Raw genomic sequence first — 23,529 nt, 5'->3', positions numbered from 1 at the left:
AGGGCAGGGTCGTAAGTGCGCGGGTACGGCGCCGGTCCGGGGAGGACGTCCCCGGACCCCCGGCCGCACGACGCACCGGCCGGGGCGACGCGGGATCAGCGGGCTGGTACGGGGCTGAACCGGACGGGCAGTCTGGTCAGTCCTCTCAGCCAGGGCGAGGGCCGCCGGGTGAGGGAGTCGGCGGGCACCGCCAGGTCGATGTCCGGCAGCCGGTCCAGTACCACCTCGATGCCGGTCCGCGCGATCACCTCGGCGACCTCCTGCGCGGGGAACGGGCAGCGGTGCTCGCCGTGGCCGAAGGAGAAGTGCGCGTTGTTGCCGCCGGTCAGCTCCGAGGCGTCGGTGCGCACCTGCGGATCGGAGTTGGCGCCCTGCAGACCGAGCAGCAGCAGGTCGCCGGCCCGGACGGCCCGGCCGCCGAGGCGGGTGTCGCGGGCGGCCCAGCGGCCCGCCACGTTCTGCGTGGGCGTGTCCTCCCACAGCACCTCGTTCATCGCCTCGGCGACGCTGTTGCGCCCGCCGAACAGGGAGGCGGCGAACCGGTCGTCGGTCAGCATCAGCCGGAGCGAGTTGCCGATCCAGTCCGCGGTCGGCTGGTGCCCGGCCGCCATCATCACCATCAGGTCCTGGACGATCTCCTCGTCGCTGAACCCGCTGCCGTCGGCGAGCATCCGGGAGACCACGTCGTCCGCGGGCTCCTTCCTGCGCTCCGCGACCAACCGGGCCATGGAACCGGCCAGGTGCGCCTGCCCGGCCAGCGCCCGCTCCCGGCCGTCGATCATGTCGTTCAGGGCGGTGACCAGCCCGGGGCCGTCCTCGTCGGAGAACCCGTACAGCCGGGCCAGGACCCGTACCGGCAGCAGCATGGCGTACTGCGCGATCAGATCGGCCTCGCCCTCGGCGCACAGCGCGTCGATCAGCTCGTCCGCGAACCGCTCGGCGTGCCCGCGCATCTCGAACGGGTCCACCGCCTCCAGCGCGTTGCTCACCATCGCCGCGCGCTGCCGGTGCCGTTCGCCGACGGTGTAGAGGATCGACGGCTGCTTGCGCCCGATCATCGGCAGCAGCGGCCAGTCCGCGGGGATGTTCTCCCACTGGTTCCACAGGTCCGAGTCCCGGCTGAACAGCACGGGATCGCCGGTGACCTGGTGCAGTTCCCGGTAGCCGAGCACCAGCCAGGCCGGGATGTCACCGTCGAGCAGCACCGGCACCACGGAGCCGTGGTCGCGCCGCATCTCCCGGTACAGGCGCGCGGGTTCGGTCTGGAACCGGGGTCCGCTGAGCGGGACGGCGTCGGGGGTGGTCACACGAACTCCTGTCGGGGCTGGCCCGCCCGCGCGGACGGGTCGGCGTACCGGTTCTTCACGTGCTGCACCAGCGTGATCAGCACCTGCTTGCCCGACTCCCGGGAGCGGGCGTCGCAGTCGACCAGCGGCACATGCGGATCCAGGTCGAGGGCCTCGCGGACGTCAGCGCCGGCCCGCACCGGACCGCCGAAGTCGTTGCAGGCCACGATGAACGGCGTGCCGTGGTGCTCCAGCCGGTCGATGGCGTACCAGGAGTCGTCGATCCGCCGGGTGTCGACCAGGACGACCGCGCCGAGCGTGCCGGTGAACAGCCGGTCCCACAGGAACCAGAACCGCTCCTGGCCCGGCGCGCCGAACAGGTACAGCACGTTGCGCGCGTCCAGGGTGATCCGGCCGAAGTCGAAGGCCACCGTGGTCGCGGACTTGCCGCGGACCTGGGCGGTGTCGTCGATCGCCTCGCCGGCCTGGGTCATCGTCTCCTCGGTGTTGAGGGGACGGATCTCGCTGACCGAGCGGACCAGCGTGGTCTTGCCGACGCCGAAGCCGCCCACGACCACGATCTTGAAGCCTTGGTCGGCGGTGGCACCCAACGGGGTCCTCCCCCGCTCTCGGCTCCGCTCGAGCGGGGGGACCCCCATGTCAGAGGTTGCGAAGTCCAACGAGCACCTGCTCCAGGATGTCGGGATCGGTGATGGCCGGCCGGCGCGGGTGCCGGGCGCTGACCCGGCCCGCCGCCAGCAGATCGGACAGCAGGACCTTGGTGATGCCCACGGGCAGCCGCAGCTCGGCCGCGATCTCCACCACCGACGTGGGGAACTGGGCCAGCTTCAGGATCGCCACGTGCTCCGACTGCATGCCGGCCGTCGGCTCCGACTCGGCGACCACGAGGGTGACCAGGTCGAAGGGGTTGTCGGGGTCGGACCGGCTGCGTCCCTGGGTGATGGTGTACAGCCGGTCGGGAGCGTCGTCGCGGCCCGGACGGTGCCTGCCGGGTCCGCTCATGACGTACGGGGCAGAGCGGTCAGGTGCGTGCCGAGCTGCTCCACCAGCTCGCTCATGTTGTGCCCGACGACACCGGCGTCCGCGTCCTCGGTGGTGATCACGGCCAGGTGGGCGCCGGCGCCCGCCTCGACGATGAACAGCACACCGCCGTAGAACTCGGTCATCGCCGAGCGCACCCCGCCGCTGCCGTCGCCGAACTCCACGGACGCGCCGTGCGACAGCGACTGGATGCCGGCGGCGATCGCGGCCAGCTGATCGGCCTGGTCGACGCTCAGCTCCGGCGTCCGGCACAGCTTCAGCCCGTCCCGGGACAGCACGAGCGCGTGCCGGGCACCCGGGGTCCTCTCCAGCAGGCCCTCCAGGAGCCAGGTGAGCTTGTCGTCGGCGGTGGTCGGGCCGGTCATGAAGTGGTGTCGCCTTCCGGGTGCGAGTGCGAGTGCGAGTGGGTGTGCGTGTTGGTGGGGGCGTCCGGCGCCGGTGCGTGAGACGCGTCGGGCGTGTGGGAGGGAGCGGACGGACGGGACGGTCCGGCCGGGTCGGACGAGCGGGCCGGGGGCGCCTCCTCCGGCGGGCCGGCCGCGGGAGCGGGCTCCGGGCTCGGCGGTGCCGACGGGCGGACGGCCTGGCGGAAGCTGCTGAAGCGGGCGGCGCGGGCCTTGCCCTCGTCCGCCGTCGGCGCGCTGCGCGGCCCGGTGCCGGACGCGGACCGGGCGCGCTCGGCCTCGGCGAGCGTACGGCCCCGGCGTCGCTTGGGCAGTCCGGCCGGGCCCGGTTCCGGCGGCGCGGCCGACTCGTGGACCGGGGCGGCCTCCAGCGCGGGCGGCGCCGGTACGGGCGTCACACTCTGCGCGGGCGTCACGTTCTGCGCGGGCGGGGCCGCGGCGGCCGGCTCGGCCGCAGTGGCCGGGGCGGAGCCGGTCAGGATGGCCTGCGGGATGAGCATCAGCACGCCCGTGCCGCCGCGCGCCGAGGGCCGGAACGACACCTTGAGCCCGTGCTTGCGGGAGAGGCGGCCGACCACGGCGAGCCCGAGCCGGGTGCCGGTCAGGCCGCCCAGCCCGGAGACGTCCCCGGCGACCGCCCGCTCGGCGCGGCGCAGTTGCACATCGCCCATCACCAGCCCGCTGTCCTCCACCGACACGATGACCCCGGCCGGCACCTCCTCCACGTACACGTGGACCTCGGCCGTGGGCGGCGAGAAGTTCGCGGCGTTGTCGAGGAGTTCGGCGAGCGCGTGCATCACGCCCTCGGCGGCGTGCCCGGCGACGGCGGCCTCGCTCGTCGAGTGCACCCGTACCCGCCGGTACCCGGCGATCCGGCCCATCGCGCCGCGCAGGATCGACTCCATGCTGATCGGCCGCGCCCACCGGCGCCCCGAACGCGCCCCGGTGAGCACGGCGATGGAGTCCGCGAGCCGGCCGGCCTGGGCGGTGCGGTGGTCGAGGTGGAGCAGATCGTGCAGCACGTCCTCGTCGGTGTGCCGCTCCTCCATCGCCCGCAGGTCGGCGAGCGTGGCGGTGGCCAGCGCCTGCATCCGGGCGGCGGTGTTGGAGGTCGCGGAGATCGCGGCCGCCCGCTCGCGCCGGGCCTGCTCCAACTCGCCCGCCAGCCGGGCGTTCTCCTGCCGGAGCCGGTCCAGCTCCCGGGTACCCTCGGCGACCAGGCGGTCCCGTTCGGCGGTGAACGAATCCGTCAGCTCGGCGCGCTGCCGGGCCAGTTCGTCCACGAGCCGCTGCCGCTCCTGGTGCGCCTCCTCGGTCGTACGGGCCTGCTGCTGGAGCAGCCGTCCGACGTCCTGGGTGACGCCCTCCAGCCGCTGCCGGGTGTCCCGGGCGGTGCGTCGCGCGTGCGCGGCCGTGGCCACCGCCACGCTGAGGACGACCGCCGCCACGGCCCCGCCGCCGGCGAGCGGGGTGCGTGCCGCGCCCGGTGCCACCGCCACGGCCGCGCAGACCGCGAGCGCCGACAGCACACCGGTGACGGCGAGGGCGGAGACGAACGTACGGAGGGAGGGTCGGTCGCCGGGATGCGTGGGCGCGGTCATCAGTCCGGTCTGGTCCTCGTGCGGCTGGGAGACATGGCACAGGTCGTGAATTCGCGGTCACTATACGAGAGTTCGTGATCAAAAAAGAACAGAACCCCTGGGTTCCGGGTCTCCGGCGGTCATCCGCGCCGAGATGCCGGTATTGAGGGGACGGATCAATGGGGGCGAAGGTTGCCTCTCGGTACCTGATGCGCAAGGTGGGACTTGCCACCCCTTAAAGATCTTGACGCCCCCGTTCCGGATCGCTGGACTGTCACCGGTGATCGATGAAGGACCCACCCGGCGGGCCCGCACCACGCTCGCCCGGCTCGCCCGGTGCGCCGGGCGCACGCTGGGCACCGAGTGGCACGGCATCGTCGTCGACCCGGTACGGCGGCTCGCGCGGCGCGGACTGTCCGGGCTGCTGCTCGCGTTCGTCGCCGCGTTCGGTGTCGTCCTCTTCCACGACATCGCCCAGTACCCCGCCGGAGCGGTGTGGGTACGACGGCTCGGCGGCGTCCGGGCCGACCTGCCGCTGTGGCTGTCCCTGCTGCGCACCCCCGTGTCCCTGTACGTCCCGGCGCTCGACCTGCCGGTGTGGGCGGGCATCACCCAGCTGTTCCTCGCCTTCGCCCTCGCCGAACTGACCCTGGGCCGGGCCCGGACCCTGTTCATCGCCTACACCACCACCCTGGCCGGCACCCTCACCGCCCGCCTGATGATCGCCCTCGGGCCCGGCTGGTGGGGGTTCGGGCTGCCGCCCGAGGCCGGGCGGGTGCTCGACACCGGCCCCTCCGCGGCCGTGGTGGGCCTGTTCACCTATCTCGCGGTGGTCCGGCGCGCCCCCGTGGTGTTCACGCTGACCGGCGGCTCGATGGTGTGGGAGTCCATCGCCGTACCCAACCTGGCGGGCCGCGAACACCTGATCGCCGTGGCCGCGGCCGTCGTCCTCGGGCTCCTGCACGGCCGGGGCGAGCGGCTGCGCACGGCCGTACGGTCCCGGCTCCGGCACCGGTCCGGCCCGGCCGGACCACCGCTTCCGGACACCGGCGGACCCGGCGCGCCCTTGTGGCCCCGGCCACCCCGCCGGTGTGATGGTTTCCGCACCTCGACCCGTACGGGCAGCCCCTAGGGTTGCCCGCGAGCGACGGCAGGGCGGGCCGAGGCCAGGGTGTTCGCCGCCGGCAGGCAGCTGAAGGGAATCCAGGATGTTCCGCAAGGTGCTGGTCGCCAACCGTGGAGAGATCGCGATCCGCGCGTTCCGGGCGGGCTACGAACTCGGCGCGCGTACCGTCGCCGTCTTCCCGCACGAGGACCGCAACTCGCTGCACCGGCTCAAGGCCGACGAGGCGTACGAGATCGGGGAGCCGGGGCATCCGGTGCGGGCCTACCTCTCCGTCGAGGAGATCGTGGCCGCCGCCCGCCGGGCGGGCGCCGACGCCGTCTACCCGGGCTACGGCTTCCTGTCCGAGAACCCCGAACTCGCCCGCGCCTGCGCTGAGGCGGGCATCACCTTCGTCGGGCCCGGCGCGGACACGCTGGAGCTGACCGGCAACAAGGCGCGCGCGGTCGCCGCCGCCCGCGCCGCCGGCGTGCCGGTCCTCGGCTCCTGCCCGCCCTCCACCGACGTGGACGAACTCCTGCGCGCCGCCGAGGACATCGGCTTCCCCGTCTTCGTCAAGGCGGTCGCGGGCGGCGGCGGGCGCGGCATGCGCCGCGTCGAGGACCCGGACCGGCTGCGCGAGTCCATCGAGGCCGCCTCCCGAGAGGCCGCCTCCGCCTTCGGCGACCCGACGGTCTTCCTGGAGAAGGCCGTCGTCGAGCCCCGCCACATCGAGGTGCAGATCCTCGCCGACGGCGAGGGCGACGTCATCCACCTCTACGAACGCGACTGCTCGCTCCAGCGCCGCCACCAGAAGGTCATCGAGCTGGCCCCCGCGCCCAACCTGGACCCGGAACTGCGCGACCGGATCTGCGCCGACGCCGTCCGCTTCGCCCGCGAGATCGGCTACCGCAACGCCGGCACGGTGGAGTTCCTCCTCGACCGCGACGGCAACCACGTGTTCATCGAGATGAACCCGCGCATCCAGGTCGAGCACACCGTGACCGAGGAGGTCACCGACGTCGACCTGGTCCAGGCCCAGCTGCGCATCGCGGCCGGCGAGACCCTCGCCGACCTGGGGCTCTCCCAGGACACGGTCACCCTGCGCGGCGCCGCCCTGCAGTGCCGGATCACCACCGAGGACCCCGCCAACGGCTTCCGCCCGGACACCGGCCGGATCAGCGCCTACCGCTCCCCGGGCGGCTCCGGCATCCGGCTCGACGGCGGCACCACCCACGCCGGTACGGAGATCAGCGCGCACTTCGACTCGATGCTGGTCAAACTCACCTGCCGGGGCCGCGACTTCCGAGCCGCCATCGGCCGGGCCCGGCGCGCGGTCGCCGAGTTCCGCATCCGCGGTGTGGCCACCAACATCCCCTTCCTCCAGGCGGTCCTGGACGACCCCGACTTCCAGGCGGGCCGGGTCACCACCTCCTTCATCGAGCGCCGCCCGCACCTGCTGACCGCCCGGCACTCCGCCGACCGCGGCACGAAGCTGCTCACCTACCTCGCCGACGTCACCGTCAACAAGCCGCACGGCGAACGGCCCGAGCTGCCCGACCCGCTGACCAAGCTGCCGCCGCTGCCCTCCGGCGAGCCGCCCGCCGGCTCCCGGCAGCTCCTCGTGGACCTCGGCCCCGAGGGCTTCGCCCGGCACCTGCGCCAGTCGCCGGTCCTCGGCGTCACCGACACCACCTTCCGCGACGCCCACCAGTCCCTGCTGGCCACCCGGGTACGCACCAAGGACCTCCTCGCCGTCGCCCCGGTCGTCGCCCGCACCCTGCCCGGGCTGCTGTCCCTGGAGTGCTGGGGCGGCGCCACCTACGACGTGGCGCTGCGCTTCCTCGCCGAGGACCCCTGGGAGCGGCTGGCCGCCCTGCGCGAGGCCGTCCCGAACATCTGCCTCCAGATGCTCCTGCGCGGCCGCAACACCGTCGGCTACACGCCGTACCCGACCGAGGTCACCGACGCCTTCGTGCAGGAGGCCGCCGCCACCGGCATCGACATCTTCCGCATCTTCGACGCCCTCAACGACGTCGGCCAGATGCGCCCCGCCATCGACGCCGTACGGGAGACGGGCACCGCGATCGCCGAGGTGGCCCTCTGCTACACCGGCGACCTCGGCGACCCGGCGGAGCGGCTCTACACCCTGGACTACTACCTGCGCCTGGCCGAGCGGATCGTCGAGGCCGGCGCCCACGTCCTCGCGGTCAAGGACATGGCGGGCCTGCTGCGCGCCCCGGCCGCCGCCAAGCTGGTCTCGGCGTTGCGCCGCGAGTTCGACCTGCCCGTGCACCTGCACACCCACGACACCGCGGGCGGCCAGCTCGCCACCTACCTCGCCGCGGTCCAGGCGGGCGCGGACGCGGTCGACGGCGCGGTGGCCTCCATGGCCGGGACCACCTCCCAGCCGTCGCTGTCCGCGATCGTCGCCGCCACCGACCACTCCGAGCGGCCCACCGGCCTCGATCTCCAGGCGGTCGGCGACCTGGAGCCGTACTGGGAGGGCGTCCGCCGGATCTACGCCCCGTTCGAGGCGGGCCTCGCCTCGCCGACCGGCCGGGTCTACCACCACGAGATCCCCGGCGGCCAGCTGTCCAACCTGCGCACCCAGGCCGTCGCCCTCGGCCTCGGCGACCGCTTCGAGGACATCGAGGCGATGTACGCCGCCGCCGACCGTATCCTCGGCCGCCTGGTCAAGGTCACCCCGTCCTCCAAGGTGGTCGGCGACCTCGCCCTGCACCTGGTCGGCGCCGGTGTCGCCCCGGAGGACTTCGAGGCGGACCCCGGCACGTACGACATCCCGGACTCGGTGATCGGCTTCCTGCGCGGCGAGCTGGGCACCCCGCCCGGCGGCTGGCCGGAGCCGTTCCGCACCAAGGCGCTCCAGGGCCGCGCCGCGCCCAAGCCCGCGCCCGAGCTGTCCGCCGAGGACCGCGAGGGGCTGGCCAAGGACCGCAGGCCGACCCTCAACCGGCTGCTGTTCCCCGGCCCGGCCCGCGCGTTCGAGACGCACCGCCAGTCCTTCGGTGACACGGGCGTCCTGGACAGCAAGGCGTTCTTCTACGGCCTGCGCCCGGGCAAGGAGTACGCCGTCGACCTGGAACCCGGTGTCCGGCTGCTGATCGAGCTCCAGGCGATCGGCGAGGCCGACGAGCGCGGCATGCGCACCGTGATGTCCACGCTCAACGGCCAGCTGCGGCCCATCCAGGTCCGGGACCGGGCCGCCGCCTCCGACGTCCCGGTGACGGAGAAGGCCGACCGGAACAACCCGGGCCACGTCGCCGCGCCCTTCGCCGGTGTGGTGACCCTGGCCGTCGCCGAGGGCGACGCGGTCGAGGCCGGTGCCACGGTCGCCACCATCGAGGCGATGAAGATGGAGGCCGCGATCACCGCCCCGAGGGCGGGCCGCGTCTCCCGGCCGGCCATCAACCGCGTGCAACAGGTGGAGGGCGGCGACCTCCTGGTGGAGATCGTCTGACGGGGACGAGGACGGGGACGAGGACGGGGACGGGGACGAGGGCGAGGACGGGCGCGGGCACGGGCACGAGGGCGGGTACGGGCATGGGCACGCGTCGGCGTCTGTGCCCGCACCCGTGCGTGCGCGTCGGCGTCTGTGCCCGCATCCGTGCGTGCGCGTCGGCGTCTGTGCCCGCACCCGTGCGCCCGCGCCCGCGTCCGTGCCCGTCGCGGCCGGTTTCCGGCCCGTGGCCGTCCGTCGTCGCCAGGCGCGGGAGGTGCCCCGTGGTGGCGCCTTTGCGGCCGGGTCGCCGGGCGGGCCGCACCCGTGTCGTCGGCCGGATCGCCGCCCACACCGCGGGCCGGGCCGCACCCGGCCGCCGACAGGCCGTCCGGCGCCTCGGCTGTCGGCCGACCCATCCGACCCGCGGGTCCCCCGTGACCGATCCCGTGGCCGGGCCGCCCCGGCCGTGACGGGCGTCCGGCCCGGCCCGGCTACAGGCGGCCGAAGTGGTACCGCAGCCGGGCCAGCAGCAGGTTGGGGTCGCGCTCGGTTCGGTAGGCGGCGCCGGGCACGTAGACCGTACGGCCGCGTACGGCGACGGCGGTCGGGCCGGCCAGCCCGTCCGCCTCGGTGAGGACCACGCTGTGGCCGCCGTCGCGCCGGACGAGTGCCACCTGGCCGCTGCCGTTCAGCGCGGCCAGGACGGTGCGGCCGGCGCCGGGGAAGGCGAAGTCGTCGATGCCGCCGAGCCCGCGCGCCCGGGTCTCCGGTGCCCCGGCGGAGCCGTCCTCGCCCACGGGGATGCGCAGCAGCGTCCCCCGGTCGGTGTTCGACACCCACACGGAACCGCGGTGGACCTTGATGCCGTTGGCACCGAAGCTCCCGGCGCGGGAGGGCCGCAGCTCCGTCCGGCGGGCCCAGGCGGTGGCCGGGCCGCCCGCCGCGGGGACGCGCCAGACCGTGCCGCGCACCGAGTCGGCGGCGTAGAGCACGCCCCGGCGCCCGTCGAGGGCCAGGCCGTTGGGGAACCCGTCGGGCGGCAGCGCGGCGATCTGCACCGGGGCGGTGCCGGGGGAGATCCGCCAGACGCCGGTCGCCCGGGTGCCGGTGGCGTAGTTGACGTACAGGGTGCCGTCGTGGGCGCGGACGATCCCGGTGACGGCGGCGCCGCCCACGAGCGGGGTGTGCGGGTCGGCGACCGCGGGCAGCTCGGCGAGGGTGGTGCGGGCCCCGTCGGGGGTCACCCGGACGACCGTACGGGCGAAGGCGAAGGTGAGGTCGGCGGAGCCGTCGGGTTCCAGCGCGATGTTCTCGGGCCGCTGCCCGGCGGCCGGGTCGAAGCGGGCGACGACACGCGCGTCGCCGACGGGCGGCTCGGTCTCGGTGGCGGGCGCGGCGGCGACCAGACCGAGTGCGAGCGCGGCCGTGGCGGCACCGGTCAGGCGGGGGCGTCGGGGCATGTGACCTCTTTTCGGTCGGCGCGCGGGGCGCCGGCGTGCGGGGCCACACCAACATGACGGTGGACGGACCGCCGCCCGCGGGAGCCGGGGCCGCGGGTTCGCCCGCGCGGACCACCCGGGCGCGCCGTACGAGGCACACCGCGCGGCATCCGGCCGCGGCGGCCCGGGCCGCCGCCCTCGGGCGGGCGGTCAGTCCCACAGGGGGTAGGTCATGACCTGCCGGTAGCCCTCCGGGCGGTCGCCCGGGTAGGTGAGGCTGATCCGCGTGTAGCGCCGCTCGCCCGGGTGGTCCTTCCAGGGCTTCGCGCCGTCGAGCCGGACGGTCACCGGGTAGGTGCGGAACGTGCCGGCCGCGCAGTACGGCTCGCAGTCGTTGACGACGTTCACGCCCACGGCGGTCGCCTCGCCCGGGCTCCACTCGGACCAGCGCAGCCCGGCGAGGCGGCTGTTCCCGTCGCCGCAGGCCAGGATGAAGTCGATGGGGCGTACGGTGCGCTGCCACAGGCAGTCGACCAGGACGGGCCGGTCCGCCCGGGAGCGGTGCGGCGCCGCCGAGTCCGGCGGACTGGCCGAGGCCGTCGTCATGGCCGCTGTCAGCAGGGCCCCCGCCGCCAGGGTGACCGTCGTTCCCACCACTGATCCGCGCATCGCCGCTCCCGCCCGTCGTGCTTGGTCCGAACGCGTGCCCCCGACGCTACGACCGTCCCGCCGTTCGCACCAGTCGCGCAGGTCGGACCGTATGCCGGGAATGTCCCGGAGGGCGGGGCGCCGGAGCGGGGCCCCGCCCTCCAGGGGCTGCCGCGGGTGTGTCATCCCCCGTCGGCCGGGCGCGTCAGCGTGTCTCCTCCAGGCGCAGGGAGAAGCCGCGGTCGAGCGGCAGACGGGCCGTGGTGACGGTCGTGACCCGGGTGGCGGGGTCGTGGGACCAGGCGGAGCGCGGGAGCGGGCGGCCGTCCAGCAGGACCCGAGCGGGCGCGGTGGCGTCGCCGTGCACCGTGAACCGGTACGACCGGGCGTCCACCTTGCCCGCGTAGCCGCCCCGGCTCGCGCCGACGCTCACGGTCGTGCCCCGGCCGTCGGCGCGCACCGACACCTTCTGCGTGGCCGCGGCGCCCCGGACGAAGTCCCGGGTCACGCCGTCGTCCTCGTACAGCGTGTAGTGGCTGGTGCCGTGCGCGGCCGGGTACAGGTCCCAGTCCAGCTCGTGCCGGTCGCGGGTCTGCCAACTGGTCGTCCCCTGGGGCCACATGGGGACGATCGCACCCTCGCGCACGAACAGCGGCAGGGTGTCCAGCGGGGCGTGGTAGCCGTCGAGCGTGGTCGGCCCCCGGTAGGTGCGCCCGGTCCAGTAGTCGGTCCAGGTGCCCTTCGGCAGATAGATGCCGTCGCGGGTGTCGGAGTCCTCGTAGACCGGCGCGACCAGGAAGTCCGGGCCGGACAGGAACTCGTACTTCGCGCGCTCGCCCAGGGTGGCCGGATCGTCGGGGTACTCCAGCCACAGCGGGCGCACCGCCCCCACGCCGGTCTTCGCCGCCTCGGCGGACAGCGTGTACATGTACGGCAGCAGCCGCTCCTTGAGCTGGAGGTAGGTGCGGTTGACCGAGGTGTACGGCTCGCCGTCCCGCCAGGGCTGCTGGTCGGCGGGCTTGCCGGTGGTGAGGTCGGTCGCCCAGCCGTCCATCGTCATGATGGCCGGCAGGAACGCCTTCCACTGCAGGTCGCGGGTGTACATCTCGGCGTCGTGGCGGTAGATGCTGCCGACGTCACCGGTGTTGTAGGCGATGCCGGACATCGTCGCGCCGGCGTACGTGGGGATCTGCCAGCGGATGTAGTCCCAGGACAGCTTCTGGTCGCCGCTCCACAGCACCCCGCAGCGCTGGGCGCCCGCCCAGGACACGGGCAGCCAGACGAAACCGCGGGCGTCGCTGTTGTCCTCGATGCCCTTCTTGGCGGCGTCACAGGCGTCCAGCGCGAACTTGTAGCCGTTGCCGACCCAGGCCACGTCCAGCTTGGCCACCCGCTGGCCCGCCTTCACCTGGTCGGCGAGCTTGTCGATGCCGTTCTCGGTCCACAGGCCGAGCTGGGCGTGGTGGTCCTGGAGGCCCTTGGCGGTCTGCTCCAGGTCCTCGTACCCGCAGCCGTACCCGTCGTTGACCAGCATCCAGCCGAGCGGCATCCGGTGCTCGGTGTAGCCGTCGGCGATCTTCAGCGCGTCCAGGGTGTGCCGCTCGCCCCGGTTGGCGTTGTGCAGGTAGCAGTCGGAGTCGCCCGGTTCCAGGCCGTACACCGGCGGCATGAAGGGGCGGCCCACCAACGCCGTGTACTTTCCGATGACTTGCTTGGCGTCGCCGAGGAAGTAGTAGGCGTCGAACCGGCGTTCCTGCTGACCGGTCGTCACCGGCGAGCCGAAGGTGTACACGCCCGGCGCGAAGGTGTTGCGGAAGACGCCGTAGCCCGCGCTGGAGAGGTAGAACGGCTGGGAGTTGTTGTAGCCGCCCTCGTTCCAGTCGAAGCTGTTGGCCACGTGCATCGTCCGGTCGCGGTGCGAGAAGCTGCCGTTCTGCTCGCCGCCGCCGAAGAACTGCTCGTCCGCGCCACGCGCGAGGCTCTGCCGCATGCCGCCGGTCGACCAGCGCAGCGGCTTGTCCTCCTGCCAGATCCGGGTGCGGTTGTCGGGCCGGTACAGCCCGAACCGCAGCGGCTTCTTGTAGACGCGCAGCACGGCCTGAGGGGAGCGGATGCCGTAGTAGTCGCCCGCGTCGAAGGACGAGGTGCCGCGCTGGAGCGCGGGCCGCCGACGCACGATGGCGGTGCCGGCCGGATCGCTGAGCGCGCCGGATGGGTCGGCCTGGAGCCGTAGCCGACCGCCCTTCAGGAAGTCGGCGCGCGCCGTCAGCCGGCCGGCGCCGATGGTGTAGCTGCCGTCGCGGCCGGAGAAGGAGGTGAGGTCGCCCGCGTCCGTGGTCGCGGGCAGGTAGGCGGTGCCGGTGAAGGAGTTGTCGTGCACGTCGTACGGCACCACGAGCACGTGGTACGTCCCCGACGCGCGCGGGATCACCGTGGCCTCGGGGTCGGCGGTGCCCGCGCTGGAGGCCACCTGCTTGCCGTGGTCGTCGTAGACGTACAGGTCGAAGTCGTCCGAGGGGCGCTCCCAGCTGATGGACAGCGGGACGCCGCCCTCGGGGTTGTCGTTCCAGTAGCCGTCCGGCACCGACACGGTGAGGTCGAAGCGGTGGCAGACCGTGCCGTCGGGGTCGGCGGCCCCGGTGGGGCACTTCTCGGGGCCGGTGCCGGTGCCTTTGGCGTAGACCGGGCTGCGCCAGCCGACTTCGGCGTGGGCGGGGTCCAGTACGGCGCCGGCGGCGGCGGGGGCGGCCTCGGCGGGTGCCGGGCCGGACAGCACGGTCGCGGCCAGGGCGGTCGCCAGCCCCAGCGGAACCCAGGCCGGCCATGGCACACGATGTCGGAGTCTTCGCACGGCGGAACAGCTCCCCTCGCACCTTCGCGGATTGACTGTCCTGAACTGGAGCTGCTCGGAAGCGCTTGAAACAAGCGTCAATCGAGCAACTTCACGCACGAAGCCTCGGGGTAGACGCAGGTACATGTCAATACCGGGGTGGGTGCCGGGCGGCGGAGCGCCCTCCCGGGCCGCCGCCTGCTGCATTGGCGGGACCCGGATCACCGGGTCGGGGGAGCGGGCCCCCGGCCGACGGGCCGGACCCGCGGGGCGGTGTGACGATCACAGCAAGGTGACACAGCGATTCCGGCCGTCACCGCGGCCGGTGGGAGGACCACACGATGAACTCCGCTCTCAAGCGCCTGCTCGGCGCCGGCGCGGCGGTGGCCACGGGCGCCACCGCCCTGCTCGGCACCGGCGCCGGCACCGCCGAGGCCGCCGGCCGCGCCCACTGCGACCGCGCCGAACGCCCCATATGGAGTGAGGGGCCCAGCCGTAACGTGACCGCCCGCCACTGCAGCGTGCCGGACCAGGACCACCCCTGGTACACCGTCGAGTTCGACACCCTCGTACAGCCCCACCAGAAGAACGACTACGTGGACGGGGGCGTGGAGCGGACCGGCACCCTGCACGACAGAAGCATCCGGTGCATGGGCTACACCACCGACAAGGACACGGTGAACTGGTTCGGCTGCCTGCCCCGCCTGAGGCACGTCTCCTGACCGCGGCCTCCCGCTTCCCGGCCGGTCAGGCCGACGGACCCGCGACGCGCAGCACCGCCGTCGCGGGCGGCGCGCCGGCGCCGGCGGCGGGGGTGACGGCGCCGACGGTGGTGGGGACAGCGCCGGCGGCGGGAGTGACGGTGCCGGCGGTGGAGGTGACGTCCGTCCACCAGTCGGCGCCGTCCTCGGCGTACCTCAGCAGCACACCCTCGCGGATCGCCCAGGGGCAGACCACCGCCCGGGACACGCCCATCAGCTTCAGCGCGGTGTGCCCCACCACCGCCCCCGCGAGGCTCTGCTCGGCGCGCGGCGCGGAGATCCCCGGCAGCCCGGCCCGCTCGGCGGCGGGCAGCGCGGCCAGCGCGCGCACCGCCTCGCGCAGGTCACGGCAGGTCAACTCCCGCTCCACAAACGGGCCGTGACGCCCCGGCGGCGCCCCGCACAGCCGGGCCAGCTGCTGGAACGTACGGGAGGTGACGGCGACGGTACGCGGCCGCTCCCAGCGGATCCGCGCGGCCACGTCCCGCAGCTCATGGCGGACCCGGCGGCGCAGCTCCTTCAGCTCCTTCGGCCCGGGCGGGTCCTGGAGGGTCAGGTACTCCCTGGTCAGCCGGCCCGCGCCGAGCGGCAGGGACGCCACGAAGCCGGGCATCCGGCCCCGCCCGAAGGCCACCTCCAGTGAGCCGCCACCGATGTCGAGCAGCGCCAGCGGGCCCGCCTTCCAGCCCAGCCAGCGGCGGGCCGCCAGGAAGGTCAGTTCGGCCTCCGTCTCCCCGGGCGGCGTGCACATGCGCACCCCGGTCCCGGACGCCACCCGGTGCAGCACCTCGTGGCGGTTCGGGGCGGTGCGGACCACCGTGGTCGCGAAGGCCAGCGGGCCCGCCGCCTGCCATCTGCGGGCCGTGGCGCTCGCCGCGCCCACCGCCTCGACCAGCCGCCGCACCGCCTCGTCCGCGATCGTGCCGTCCGGGCCCAGGTGTTCGGACAGGCGTAACTTCCACTTGACCGTGTGCACCGGCAGCGGCACGCCCCCCTCGACGTCCGCGATCACCAGCCGCACCGTGTTCGACCCCGCGTCCACCACACTCACCCGCATGGCCGGGACGTACCCGTTCCACCGGTGCGATCACCCTTCGCACGAGGGGCGTTCCGGAGCACGGGCCCGCCGGGCCGCGCCTCGAAAGCGGCTCGCGCGGCAGTCCGACATGGGCCAGGAGCGCACAGCGCACGGCCGGGGGAGAGCGGGCGCCCGTCCGGCGGCAGGGTACGCGCACACCGGCCGCACAGCACGCCCGCCCCGGCCCGGACGGCGGCCCCGAACGGTACGTGAACCGTGCCGCCGGCGCGCGAAAGTGCAAGAGCCGTGGGACGGGAGTCCATTGCCGCGGCGCGGCCGGAGCCGGATCGTTCCGTGCGACCGGCCCCTGAGGCAACTAGGAGCTACCGTGCGACTGTCGATCCGAGCGGGCGGCGCCGTGGCCGCAGCCGTCGCCCTGGTCCTGGGCAGCGGCACCGCGTCCCCCGCCGACACCCGCTACACCGTGACCGTGGGCACCCCGGTACCGTTCCCGCATCCCACCGACACCCCCGCCACCGCGTTCACCGACCGCGACGGCACCTTCCACTACCAGCAGTCCGCCGCGCTGTACGGCGCCGACGACCCCCGGGTCTGGGACTTCTACACCGGCAAGGACTTCGACACCGCCGCCTTCGACCGGACCCTCAGCGAGGCCGCCGACCCGGCCAACCCCGCCGACCGCAACGACGACACCACCTGGCGCTGCAACAACAGCCCCACCGGGCGGGAGGCGACGTACGCGCCGGCCGGCTCCGGATACGCGCAGAAGAACTACTGCGACCTGTCCGGGATCTGGATCGACCCCGACACCGGCGACTGGTACGGCCTGGTGCACAACGAGTTCACCCCGCGCCCCTTCGGCGACGGACTGCACTACGACGCCATCGACTACGCCGTCTCCACAGACCGGGGTCGCACCTGGACCATCAAGGACCACGTGCTCACCTCGCCGTACAGCACCAGGCGCGGGGACACCACGGCCTTCCCGCACGAGACGTACTCCTACGGCGACGGCGACCAGCGCCTCTTCGTCGACACCGCCTCCGGCTACTTCTACGTCTATTACGGCTCGCGGATCGTCGACAAGAGCGGCGGCTGGAAGGCCTTCTACGCACACGTGGCCCGCGCCCCGATCGCCGCGAAGATGGCCCCCGGCTCCTGGCGCAAGTGGTACGACGGCGCCTGGTCCCAGCCCGGCACCGGCGGCCGGGAGAGCAACATCGTCCCCGTCGACGCCGGGCACCCCACCGGCCACACCCCCGTCGGGTCCGAGTACGACCCGGCCCTCCACCGGCACCGCCGCCGAGCAGATCGCGGCCGGGAAGATGCCCCCGACCTCACCGCTGTTCGTGATGAACATCGCCTACGACGCCCACCTCGGCCGGTACATCGGCACCCCGCAGGCCGTCGACCAGAGCGGCGGCGCACCCCAGCAGTTGTACGCCACCGACGACCTGGCCACCCAGAAGTGGCAGCTCATCGGCGACACCGGCGACTACACCACCGCCTCCTGGTACCGCTGGTTCCTGGATCCCGTGAGCCGCACCGGCTCCGCCGTGCTCGGCCGGACCTTCCGCGCCTACTGCTCCTTCGGCTGCTCCCACGGCTCCTCGGGCGAGTACGCCGACGTCACCGTGGACTCCGCCACGCCGGCCGCCCCGCCGGTGGACACCGGCCGCCGCTACCGCATCGCCGCCGGTACCGGCCGTGTCCTCGCCCAGGAGTCCGGCGGCTCGGCCGTCACCTCCCTCGCCCTGCCCACCGGCTCCGCCCGCGAGTCGTGGTCCTTCACCCCGACGGGAGACGGCGCCTTCACCGTCGCCAACGCGGCGACCGGCCGCTTGCTGGGCGTGGACTCCGCACGCACGGCGGGCCGGGCCTGGGGAGCGCGGCCCACGGTGACCGCCGCCCCGGCCGGTGGACCGGCCGTCGGACAGCAGTGGTTCCTGATCGCGAATTCCTCAGCGCCCGGCATCCACCGCCTGGTCAACCGCTACAGCGGGCTCGTCCTCGGCCTGTCCGCGACCCCCGGCCGGCTCGCCGAGACCACTCCGTTGCGCACCTGGACGGCCCCCGCGGGCTCCCTGGGCGACGGCCGCACGGCCGCCGAACAGACCCTGTCCTTCACCCCGTCCCGGGCCTGACGCACGGCGGTCCAGGGTCCCGCCCTACGAAGGAGGTGGCGTCCGAAGGCTTGTGGTCGGCTTGGTTCATCCCTTAAATCAAAACCTGAACTAAGCCGTGGGGCCGACGAGTCGGCCCCGCCACGTCTGGAGCCGCCGTATGAGATGGAGACCCCTGGGTGTCGCGCTGGCCGCAACGGCCGCGCTGACCGCCCTGCCCGCCGCCCACCCCTCGGCCGACGCGGCCGAGATCCCCCTGTCCCAGGGGAAGACGGCCACCGCGTCGTCCGTGGAGAACGCCGGCACCGCGGCCGGCAAGGCCGTCGACGGGGACACCGGCACCCGGTGGTCCTCGGCCGCCGGCGACGACCAGTGGCTCCAGGTCGACCTGGGCGTCACCGCCTCGGTCAGCCGGGTGGAACTCGACTGGGAGGCCGCCTATGGCAAGGACTACAAGGTCCAGATCTCCGGGGACGGCACGACCTGGACCGACCTGAAGTCCGTCACCGGCTCCGACGGAGGCGCCGACACCCTCGACGTCTCCGGCCGGGGCCGCTACGTCCGGATGCTCGGCGTGCACCGGGCCACCCCGTACGGCTACTCCCTGTGGGAGTTCCGGGTGTTCGGCGGCACGGACACCGGCCAGGCGGGCTGCGACAGCGGCAACGCGGCCAAGGGCAGGCCCGCCACCGCCTCCTCGACCGAGAACGCCGGCACCCCCGCCTCCGCCGCCTTCGACGGCGACACCACCACCCGCTGGTCCAGCCGGGCCGCCGACCCGCAGTGGCTCCAGGTCGACCTCGGCGCCGTCAAGGACATCTGCAAGGTCGACCTGAACTGGGAGGCCGCCTACGCCAAGGACTTCCAGATCCAGGCCTCCGCCGACGGGCAGAACTGGAACACCCTCAAGTCCGTCACCGGCGCGACCGGCGGCACCGCGTCCTACGACGTCAGCGGCTCCGGCCGGTACGTACGGATCCACGGCACCGCGCGCGGCACCGGCTACGGCTACTCCCTGTGGGAGGTGGCCGTGCACACCGGAACCAGCGGTCTGCCGCCGGTCCAGGGCGGCGGCGACCTCGGCCCGAACGTCATCGTCGTCGACCCCTCCACCCCGAACCTCCAGCAGAAGTTCGACGACGTCTTCGCCCGGCAGGAGTCCGCCCAGTTCGGCACCGGCCGCTACCAGTTCCTGCTCAAGCCCGGCACCTACAACGGCATCAACGCTCAACTCGGCTTCTACACCTCGATCTCCGGCCTCGGACTGAACCCCGACGACACCCAGATCAACGGCGATGTCACCGTCGACGCCGGCTGGTTCAACGGCAACGCCACGCAGAACTTCTGGCGTTCGGCGGAGAACCTCGCGATCACCCCGTCCAACGGCACCGACCGCTGGGCGGTCGCCCAGGCCGCGCCCTTCCGCCGCATCCACGTCAAGGGCGGCCTCAACCTCGCGCCCAACGGCTACGGCTGGGCCTCCGGCGGCTACATCGCCGACTCCAGGATCGACGGCACCGTGGGCCCCTACTCCCAGCAGCAGTGGTACACCCGGGACAGCTCCGTCGGCGGCTGGACCAACGGCGTGTGGAACATGACCTTCTCCGGCGTCCAGGGCGCCCCCGCCACCAACTTCGACAACGGCCCGTACACCACCCTGGACACCACCCCCGTCTCCCGCGAGAAGCCCTTCCTCTACCTGGACGGTTCCGCCTACAAGGTGTTCGTCCCGGCCAAGCGCACGAACGCCCGGGGCGTCTCCTGGCCCGCGAACGCCGGCACCTCGCTCCCGCTCGACCGGTTCTACGTGGTCAAGCCCGGCGCCACCGCCGCCACCATCAACGCGGCCCTCGCCCAGGGCCTCAACCTCCTGTTCACCCCGGGCGTCTACCACCTCGACCAGACCCTCGACGTCACCCGCCCCGACACCGTCGTCCTCGGCCTGGGCCTGGCCACCCTGATCCCGGACAACGGCATCGACGCCATGCACGTCGCCGACGTCGACGGCGTACGGCTCGCCGGATTCCTCATCGACGCGGGCCCGGTCAACTCCGACACCCTGCTGCGCATCGGCACCCCCGGCGCGACCGCCGACCACTCCGCGAACCCCACCACCATGCAGGACGTGTTCATCCGCATCGGCGGCGCCGGACCCGGACTCGCCACCAACTCCGTCGTGGTGGACAGTGATGACGTCGTCATCGACCACACCTGGATCTGGCGCGCCGACCACGGCAGCGGCGTCGGCTGGGACACCAACCGCGCCGACTACGGACTGCGTGTCAACGGCGACGACGTCCTGGCCACCGGCCTGTTCGTGGAGCACTTCAACAAGTACGACGTCCACTGGAGCGGGGAGCGCGGCCGGACGATCTTCTTCCAGAACGAGAAGGCGTACGACGTCCCGAACGCCGCCGCCGTCACCCATGACGGCATCGTCGGCTACGCGGCCTACAAGGTCGCCGACACCGTCACCGCCCACGAGGCCTGGGGCCTGGGCAGCTACTGCAACTTCACGGCCGACCCGTCGATCGTCCAGACCCACGGCTTCCAGGTGCCCGTCACCCCGGGCGTCAAGATGCACGACCTGCTGGTGATCTCCCTCGGCGGCAAGGGCCAGTACGCCCACGTCGTCAACAACACCGGCGCCCCCACCTCGGGCACCGACACCATCCCCTCCAAGGTGACGTCCTTCCCGTAGGACCCGTACGGCACCGCCCGCGGGACGCGCCAGGCCTCAACCCCCGGCCTGGCGCAGCTCCGCCCAGGCCAGGCCGCGCAGGCCCGCGTCGCCCAGTACGTCCGCCGCCGTGCAGGCCAGCGCCTCCACCACGGCGAGGAGCACCCGGCGCGCCCGCTGCGAGGCCGCGGCCTCGGCGAACTCCGGGGTGTGGTCCGAACCCCCGGCGCCCATGATCGCGACGAAGGGATGGATGGCGGGTACCCGGCCGCTGACGTTGCCGATGTCGGAGGAGCCCAGATAGACGCCGGGAGCGGGCGCGGTGAGGGCGATCCCGGCCCGGTCCAGATGCCCGGCGAACCGCTCCGACAGCGCGGAGCTGTCCCGGAAGTGCTCGTAGCGCACGCCCGCCCGCTCCACGGTCACCGTCGTGCCGGTCGCCCGGGCCACCCCCTCGGCGGCCGTGCGCAGCTGCCCGGCCAGCTCGTCCAGGGCGGCCGTCGTCAGCGCCCGCAGCCCGAACCGCCCCTCCGCGTACTCCGGGACGATGTTCGTCGCCGTGCCGCCGTGGGTGATGATGCCCTGCGCGTGGGAGCCCTGCGGCAGCCGCCGGCCCAGCGAGGACACCACGTTGAACAGCTCGATCAGCGCCGCCAGCGCGTCGATGCCCTCGGTCGGATTGCCCGTCGGGTGCGCGGCCCGGCCCCGGAAGGCGACCCGGTACTGCTCCTGCGCGGTCAGCGGGGCCCGCACCCAGTCGTACACCCCCGGGTGGAACATCAGGGCCGCGTCCACCCCGTCGAAGACGCCCGCCTCCACCTCCAGCGCCTTGCCACCGCCGCCCTCCTCGGCCGGCGTGCCCACCGCGAGGACCGTGCCCTCCCCGCCGTCCCGCACGGCGTCCAGGACCAGCGCCGCCCCGAGACCGGCCGCCGCGATCAGATTGTGCCCGCAGGCGTGGCCGAGCCCGGGCAGCGCGTCGTACTCCAGCGGGAACGCCACCACCGGCCGCCCCCGGCCCGAGCGGGCCGTGAACGCCGTCGGCAGCCCCGCCACCTCGCGCCGCACCTCGAACCCCGCGCCCTCCAGCTCCCCCGAGAGCAGCGCCGCGGCCCGGTGCTCGGCGAACGCGGTCTCCGGATCCGCGTGCAGTGTTGATGCGACCGACCACAACGCGTCGGCGCGCCGCGCGACCTCCTCCCCGATCCGGCGGTACAGCGACACGGGTCCTCCTCGGTGCGGCGGGTGTGCTCCGTGCCGGGCCGGGTTCCACCCGGACGGCTCCTGACACCGGGCCGCCGGGTTTGGGGTGCCCCACCGGTGCAACACGGTCAGTGCGCGACCGAACAGTTCAGGAGGCAGTCATGGATCACTCCCGCGTACCCGTGCTGGAGGCTCTGCAGGAGTTCCGGCGACGAGGGGACGTGGTGTACGGGCCTCCCGGACACAAACAGGGCCGTGGCGCCGATCCGAGGGTGGTCGACATCCTCGGGCCGGACGTCTTCCGCTCCGACGTGCTCAGCCTCAACGGGCTGGACGACCGCCGCCAGTCCCAGGGCGTGCTGGAGCAGGCGCAGGAACTGATGGCCGACGCGGTCGGCGCCGACCACGCGTTCTTCTCCACCTGCGGCAGCTCCCTGTCCGTGAAGACCGCGATGCTCGCGGTCGCCGGACCGGGGGAGAAGCTGCTGCTGTCCCGCAACGCCCACAAGTCGGTCATCGCCGCGGTGATCATCAACGGGGTGGAGCCTGTCTGGGTGCACCCCAAGTTCGACGGCGAACGGCACATGGCCCACCCGCCGGAGGCCGACGACGTCCGCGACCGGCTGCGCGAGCACCCCGACGCCAAGGGCATGCTGCTGATCACCCCCACCGACTGGGGCACCTGCGCCGACGTGCGAGCGGTCGCCGACGTCTGCCACGCCGCCGACGTCCCGCTCATCGTGGACGAGGCGTGGGGCGCCCATCTGCCCTTCCACCCGGGGCTGCCCGTGTGGGGCATGAACGCGGGCGCCGACCTGGTCCTCACCAGCGTCCACAAGATGGGCGGCGCCATCGAGCAGAGCTCGGTCTTCCACCTCCAGGGCGACCGCATCTCGCCCGTCGTGCTCAAGCAGCGCGAGGACCTGCTCGGCACCACCAGCGCCTCCAGCCTGGTCTACGCCACCCTCGACGGCTGGCGGCGGCAGATGGTCGAGCAGGGGCACGACCTGCTGGACGCCGCCCTGCACCGCGCCGAACGCGTCCGCGCCCGGCTGCGGGAACTGCCCGGACTGCGGGTGATGGGCGGCGAGATCATCGACGAGGGGCTGGCCGCCGAGTTCGACCCGCTGAAGATCGTCGTCGACGTACGGGGCCTCGGTATCAGCGGGATGCAGGCCACCGAGTGGCTGCGCACGAACTGCCACATCGACATGGGCGGCTCGGACACCTGCCGGATCAGCGCCTCCATCACCCACTCCGACGACGAGCTGACCGAGAAGCTGCTGGTGGAGTCCGTGCGTTCGCTGGTGGAGCGGGCGGACGGCATCGAGCGGCGCCCGGCCGTGCACCTGCCCGAGCCGCGCGCCCTGGAACTGGAACAGGCGGTCCTGCCCCGGGACGCCTTCTTCGGCCCCGCCGAACAGGTGCCCGCCGAGCGGGCCGTGGGCCGGATCGCCGCCGAGATGCTCAGCCCCTACCCGCCGGGCGTGCCGGTCGTGGCACCCGGCGAGGTGATCACCGCGGAGATCGTGGACTATCTGCGCAGCGGCATCGCCCACGGTTTCCTCGTCCCGGACGCGGCGGACTCCTCCCTGGACACCTTCCGCGTCGTCGCCCGCCCCTGACCGGCCGGGCCCCGCACACCGTTCGAACTGCGCCGCGCCGGCTCAGCGCCTAGGGTGGCGGTGCGGGCGGCCGGGCACCGGCGGCCTGCCCCCGGGTCAAGAAGCCGGCCCTGCTGACGGACACGTCCGCGGCAGGAGGCTGTGGCCCTGCCGACGGTCCCCGGGCCGGACCAGCGCGTCCGGCGGGCCGCCGTCCCGGCAACTCGATACGAGACGGCCCGACTTCACCCCGACCGGGAACTCCCCGAGTTCCCGGTTTCGGACGCCCCGGCCCGGGGACCTCG

The 23,529-nt window shown here is 73.7% G+C and carries 15 protein-coding genes and 1 pseudogene; 6 read left to right on the top strand and 10 right to left on the bottom strand.

All coding sequences use genetic code 11. The features are described from left to right. Nucleotides 1–95: 95 nt before the first annotated feature. From Srubr_RS15285 to Srubr_RS15265, 5 genes are read right to left on the bottom strand one after another with little or no spacing between them, the layout of a single operon-like run. Nucleotides 96–1,307 (bottom strand): cytochrome P450, encoded by a 1,212-nt coding sequence (locus Srubr_RS15285; protein ID WP_189988783.1) that lies wholly within the window; start codon nucleotides 1,305–1,307, stop codon nucleotides 96–98. Beyond that, nucleotides 1,304–1,966 carry a GTP-binding protein gene (locus Srubr_RS15280; RefSeq protein ID WP_373313320.1) on the bottom strand — a complete coding sequence of 221 codons (663 nt, stop codon included), beginning with the start codon at nucleotides 1,964–1,966 and terminating at the stop codon, nucleotides 1,304–1,306. The genes Srubr_RS15285 and Srubr_RS15280 overlap by 4 nt, the downstream gene beginning before the upstream one ends. Then, entirely contained in the window at nucleotides 1,947–2,309 is a 363-nt protein-coding gene (locus Srubr_RS15275; RefSeq protein WP_189988779.1) for a DUF742 domain-containing protein, read from the bottom strand. Before Srubr_RS15275 ends, Srubr_RS15280 begins: the two co-directional genes overlap by 20 nt. After that, the gene (locus Srubr_RS15270) at nucleotides 2,306–2,713 is read right to left on the bottom strand and encodes a roadblock/LC7 domain-containing protein (protein ID WP_189988777.1); all 408 of its coding nucleotides are present in this window, start codon (nucleotides 2,711–2,713) and stop codon (nucleotides 2,306–2,308) included. Before Srubr_RS15270 ends, Srubr_RS15275 begins: the two co-directional genes overlap by 4 nt. After that, on the bottom strand, nucleotides 2,710–4,353 hold the full coding sequence (locus Srubr_RS15265) for a sensor histidine kinase (RefSeq protein ID WP_189988775.1): 1,644 nt from the start codon (nucleotides 4,351–4,353) through the stop codon (nucleotides 2,710–2,712). Before Srubr_RS15265 ends, Srubr_RS15270 begins: the two co-directional genes overlap by 4 nt. Nucleotides 4,354–4,612: 259 nt before the next feature. On the opposite strand from Srubr_RS15265, the gene Srubr_RS15260 reads away from it, so the two are divergent. Both Srubr_RS15260 and Srubr_RS15255 read left to right on the top strand, forming a co-directional pair. Beyond that, nucleotides 4,613–5,464 carry a hypothetical protein gene (locus Srubr_RS15260; RefSeq protein WP_189988773.1) on the top strand — a complete coding sequence of 284 codons (852 nt, stop codon included), beginning with the start codon at nucleotides 4,613–4,615 and terminating at the stop codon, nucleotides 5,462–5,464. Between the two features lie 76 nt (nucleotides 5,465–5,540). After that, entirely contained in the window at nucleotides 5,541–8,915 is a 3,375-nt protein-coding gene (locus Srubr_RS15255; protein ID WP_189988771.1) for a pyruvate carboxylase, read from the top strand. A gap of 473 nt (nucleotides 8,916–9,388) precedes the next feature. Here Srubr_RS15255 and Srubr_RS15250 read toward each other — a convergent pair whose 3' ends face one another. The 3 genes and pseudogenes from Srubr_RS15250 to Srubr_RS15240 form a co-directional block, all read right to left on the bottom strand. Beyond that, nucleotides 9,389–10,357, bottom strand: a complete 969-nt coding sequence (locus tag Srubr_RS15250) for a hypothetical protein (protein ID WP_189988769.1) — start codon at nucleotides 10,355–10,357, stop codon at nucleotides 9,389–9,391. 189 nt (nucleotides 10,358–10,546) lie between these two features. Further along, nucleotides 10,547–11,005 (bottom strand): hypothetical protein, encoded by a 459-nt coding sequence (locus Srubr_RS15245; RefSeq protein ID WP_189988767.1) that lies wholly within the window; start codon nucleotides 11,003–11,005, stop codon nucleotides 10,547–10,549. Nucleotides 11,006–11,195: 190 nt separating this feature from the next. Beyond that, nucleotides 11,196–13,364, bottom strand: a pseudogene (locus Srubr_RS15240) (glycoside hydrolase family 31 protein); the annotation flags it as partial. 791 nt (nucleotides 13,365–14,155) lie between these two features. Between Srubr_RS15240 and Srubr_RS15235 the strand changes: the two are divergent. Then, on the top strand, nucleotides 14,156–14,536 hold the full coding sequence (locus Srubr_RS15235) for a hypothetical protein (protein ID WP_189988765.1): 381 nt from the start codon (nucleotides 14,156–14,158) through the stop codon (nucleotides 14,534–14,536). 25 nt (nucleotides 14,537–14,561) lie between these two features. On the opposite strand, the gene Srubr_RS15230 is transcribed toward Srubr_RS15235, so the two are convergent. After that, nucleotides 14,562–15,632: a Ppx/GppA family phosphatase gene (locus Srubr_RS15230; RefSeq protein WP_189988763.1), complete on the bottom strand. Its 1,071-nt coding sequence runs from the start codon at nucleotides 15,630–15,632 to the stop codon at nucleotides 14,562–14,564. Between the two features lie 1,307 nt (nucleotides 15,633–16,939). Here Srubr_RS15230 and Srubr_RS40745 point away from each other — a divergent pair. Continuing rightward, entirely contained in the window at nucleotides 16,940–17,758 is an 819-nt protein-coding gene (locus Srubr_RS40745; RefSeq protein WP_230426661.1) for an RICIN domain-containing protein, read from the top strand. A gap of 139 nt (nucleotides 17,759–17,897) precedes the next feature. Beyond that, nucleotides 17,898–20,438, top strand: coding sequence for a discoidin domain-containing protein (locus tag Srubr_RS15220; protein WP_189988761.1), 2,541 nt, complete (start codon nucleotides 17,898–17,900; stop codon nucleotides 20,436–20,438). 36 nt (nucleotides 20,439–20,474) lie between these two features. Here the strand turns inward: Srubr_RS15220 and Srubr_RS15215 are convergent, their stop codons facing one another. Then, complete coding sequence (locus tag Srubr_RS15215) at nucleotides 20,475–21,641, bottom strand: amidohydrolase (protein WP_189988759.1); 1,167 nt, start codon at nucleotides 21,639–21,641, stop codon at nucleotides 20,475–20,477. Nucleotides 21,642–21,781: 140 nt separating this feature from the next. Here Srubr_RS15215 and Srubr_RS15210 point away from each other — a divergent pair, with 140 nt between their 5' ends. Beyond that, entirely contained in the window at nucleotides 21,782–23,245 is a 1,464-nt protein-coding gene (locus tag Srubr_RS15210) for an aminotransferase class I/II-fold pyridoxal phosphate-dependent enzyme (RefSeq protein WP_189988757.1), read from the top strand. Nucleotides 23,246–23,529: the final 284 nt, after the last annotated feature.

It is taken from the genome of Streptomyces rubradiris (genome assembly GCF_016860525.1).
Taxonomy (GTDB): domain Bacteria; phylum Actinomycetota; class Actinomycetes; order Streptomycetales; family Streptomycetaceae; genus Streptomyces; species Streptomyces rubradiris.
This window is presented reverse-complemented; position numbering and strand designations above follow the sequence as displayed.

Coding starts and splice junctions, on each gene's coding strand:
- Srubr_RS15255 (WP_189988771.1), top strand. CDS start 5,541: ATGTTCCGCAAGGTGCTGGTCGCCAACCGTGGAGAGATCGCGATCCGC.
- Srubr_RS40745 (WP_230426661.1), top strand. CDS start 16,940: ATGCCCCCGACCTCACCGCTGTTCGTGATGAACATCGCCTACGACGCC.
- Srubr_RS15245 (WP_189988767.1), bottom strand. CDS start 11,005: ATGCGCGGATCAGTGGTGGGAACGACGGTCACCCTGGCGGCGGGGGCC.
- Srubr_RS15230 (WP_189988763.1), bottom strand. CDS start 15,632: ATGCGGGTGAGTGTGGTGGACGCGGGGTCGAACACGGTGCGGCTGGTG.
- Srubr_RS15270 (WP_189988777.1), bottom strand. CDS start 2,713: ATGACCGGCCCGACCACCGCCGACGACAAGCTCACCTGGCTCCTGGAG.
- Srubr_RS15265 (WP_189988775.1), bottom strand. CDS start 4,353: ATGACCGCGCCCACGCATCCCGGCGACCGACCCTCCCTCCGTACGTTC.
- Srubr_RS15210 (WP_189988757.1), top strand. CDS start 21,782: ATGGATCACTCCCGCGTACCCGTGCTGGAGGCTCTGCAGGAGTTCCGG.
- Srubr_RS15220 (WP_189988761.1), top strand. CDS start 17,898: ATGAGATGGAGACCCCTGGGTGTCGCGCTGGCCGCAACGGCCGCGCTG.
- Srubr_RS15250 (WP_189988769.1), bottom strand. CDS start 10,357: ATGCCCCGACGCCCCCGCCTGACCGGTGCCGCCACGGCCGCGCTCGCA.
- Srubr_RS15275 (WP_189988779.1), bottom strand. CDS start 2,309: ATGAGCGGACCCGGCAGGCACCGTCCGGGCCGCGACGACGCTCCCGAC.
- Srubr_RS15235 (WP_189988765.1), top strand. CDS start 14,156: ATGAACTCCGCTCTCAAGCGCCTGCTCGGCGCCGGCGCGGCGGTGGCC.